Raw genomic sequence first — 2,976 nt, forward strand, 5'->3', positions numbered from 1 at the left:
GTGGACCTGCCCGACCGATGGGCCGGCAAGATCAGCTACCAGTTGCTGGGCTCGGCGGCCAATCTGCTCGACTTCGCCATCCACGAAGGCGACGTCCTCGAATATCTGCACCGCCTGCAGTCCGAGCACGCGCGACGCGTGCGCAACCTGCTGGCGGAACTGCGCGACGGCCATCTGCTGCTGATCGACTGCCGGCTGCCCGATTGGGCCGGGCGTTCGCTGCTGCGGCTGATGAACAACGAGTCGCTGCAGAGCAAAGCCACGCTCGAATTCATGGCCGACAGCGCCGGCGACCCGCGGCTCAGCGCCTTCATCAGCCGCTTCAGCCCCAACAGCCTGCTTTTTCCCGGCCGCGCCAGCGAATTCGTCGCCGAACTCAGCCGCCGCTGGCAGGCGACGCGCGCCGCCGGCGACCCCGCCGCAGCGCGCCACGCCGCCGCGGTGCAGCCGGCGGGCAGCGCCGACGGACCGCAGGTCTTCGTCAGCTACGCCAGCCAGAACACTGCCCAGGCCCGCGCCATCGCCAACCGCCTGCTCGAACTCGGCGCCGGCGACGTCTGGCTCGACAAAAGAAAATTACTCGGCGGCGATGACTGGTCGAGCCGCATCGAGCAGGCGATCGAAAAGTGCGACTATTTCCTGCCGCTGCTTTCGCAGGAAGCCGACGCCCGCCGCGAAGGCGTTTTCTGGGAAGAATGGGCGAGCGCCCTCCGCCGGGCCGGCCGGGTCGCCGACGCTTTCATCCTGCCGACGCTGATCGACGCCGACTGCAAGCTCAACTCCGACAGCCACCAGCGCTATCGGCGCATCGGCCGCGAACTGGGCAGCGAACGCTTCTTCCAGTTGCACCTCCTGCGCGCGCCAGACGGCGTATTCACCACCGAAGCCGAGAAAGACCTCAGCCAGCGCTTCGCAGCATTCCGGAATAACTGAGCGATGCGCGCGCGCCAGATCGACCGCGAAAACCCCTGGCCGTGGCTGGAGCCTTTCGACGAAGCCGCCGCCGCATTCTTCAACGGCCGCGACGACGATTCCCTCGCGCTCGAACGCTACCTGCTCTCGGGTCCGGCCAGCGTGCTGTTCGGCAAATCCGGCCTCGGCAAGACCTCGCTGCTGCAGGCCGGCCTGTTTCCGCGCCTGCGCCGCCAGCGGCTGCTGCCGGTGCTCGTCCGCCTCGATCACGGCGACGAGGCGCCGGCGGCGCTCGCGCAGATCCACCACCGCCTGCGGGAGGAAGGCGCCAGCCATGGCCTGACGCCGCCGGGCCCACTGAGTCCACCGGACCCGCCGGGCGGCGCAGCGGCGACCGACGAACCGGCCGCCGCGCTATGGTTGGCGCTGCACACGCCGCCGCTCGGCGCGCGCGACGCCGCGGGCCAGAGCTGGCAGCCGGTTTTCGTCCTCGACCAGTTCGAAGAAATCTTCACGCTGGGCGCACAAAACGCCGAGCGGCAGCGGCGCCAGTTCGGCGATCTCGGCGATTTGATCGAAAACCGCATCCCGGCCGCCGTCGGCCAAGCGATCGCCGCCGACGAGGAACTGCTCGACCGCCTGCAACTCGACGCCCAGCCCTACCGCGTCATCCTCGGTCTGCGCGAAGACTACCTGCCCGAGCTTGAACGCTGGTGCGACCGGATTCCCCGCCTCGGCCCCAACCGCTACCGTCTGTTGCCGATGCGCGTCGATCAGGCGCTCGCCGCGACGCGACAAACCGGCGGCGCGCTGCTCAGCGACGAGGCCGCCGAACGGATCGTCCGCTTCGTCGCCAGCCAACAGGAAAGCGACGCCCGCGGCGCCGTCGGTGGCGCCGACAGCGCCGCGCCGCGCATCGAGCCGGCGCTGCTCAGCCTGGTCTGCGCCGGCCTCAACGCTGCGCGCCAGGCCAGCGGTGCGGCGCAGATCGACGCCGACAACCTCGAACAGCACGGCGGCGCGATCATCGAAAGCTTTTACGACGACGCGCTGACCGGCATCGCCCCGGAACTGATCGCCTTCGTCGAAAACGAGCTGATTACCCCCGAAGGCATCCGCCTGACCTACCCGCTGAAGTCGATCGTCCAGCGTCCCGGCATCGTCCGCGGCGACGTCGACACGCTGATCGACCGTCGCCTGCTGCGCAAGGATGCCTTCGTCGACGGCGACCGCGTCGAAATGGTGCACGACCGGCTGGCCGCCGTCGCCCTGCAGCGCCGCCGTCACCGCGAACAGGCGGCAGCCGAGCAGCGTCTGCGCGAAGACGCCGAACGCGCCGCCGCGCTGCTCGACGAGCAACGCAAACGCACGGCAGCCGAAGCGGCGGCACGGCGGCAGGCCGAGGAAGCGGGTACCCGCCTGCGCCGGCTGCAGCGCTGGCTGTGGGGCGCGCTGATCGGGTTGGTGGTGCTGCTCGGCGTGGCGCTGGCCGCGGCTTGGCACGCCGACCGGCAGAGCGGCATTGCCGAGCAACGCCTGTTCGAAGCAACGACTTTGCGTCTGGCCGCCGAAGGTCCGGCGATCACCCGCGGGGATCGGGTCGGTGGCAGCTTGCGCGGTTTGTTGACGCTCCTGGCGGCGCATCGGCTCGGCAGTCCGGACAACCCACGCTCGTCGGCGGCAGCCTATGGCGCGCTGCAGCGCGAGGAGCAGCGATTCGCCGGGCTACGTTTGCTTCTTGAACAGTCATCGGTAGTGACCAGCGTCGCCTTCAGCCCCGACGGGCGGCGCATCGTCTCCGGCAGTGACGATAATACGCTGCGCCTGTGGGACGCCGCCACCGGCGCGGCGATCGGCGAGCCACTGCGCGGGCATACCGAAAGGGTCGCCAGCGTCGCCTTCAGCCCCGACGGGCGGCGCATCGTCTCCGGCAGTGGGGATAAAACGCTGCGCCTGTGGGACGCCGCCACCGGCGCGGCGATCGGCGAGCCGCTGCAGGGGCATACCGAATGGGTCAGCAGCGTCGCCTTCAGCCCCGACGGGCGGCGCATCGTCTCCGGCAGT

2 protein-coding genes are annotated in these 2,976 nt (G+C 70.0%); both read left to right on the forward strand.

Annotated features, from left to right (window positions below; translation table 11 throughout):
* On the forward strand, positions 1 to 933 hold a 933-nt coding region (locus RKP46_RS08235), incomplete at its 5' end, for a toll/interleukin-1 receptor domain-containing protein (RefSeq protein WP_311106199.1).
* A gap of 3 nt (positions 934 to 936) precedes the next feature.
* Positions 937 to 2,976: WD40 repeat domain-containing protein (locus tag RKP46_RS08240; protein WP_409194119.1), on the forward strand; the 2,040-nt coding region annotated here is incomplete at its 3' end.

It is taken from the genome of Accumulibacter sp., assembly GCF_031732815.1.
GTDB lineage: Bacteria > Pseudomonadota > Gammaproteobacteria > Burkholderiales > Rhodocyclaceae > Accumulibacter.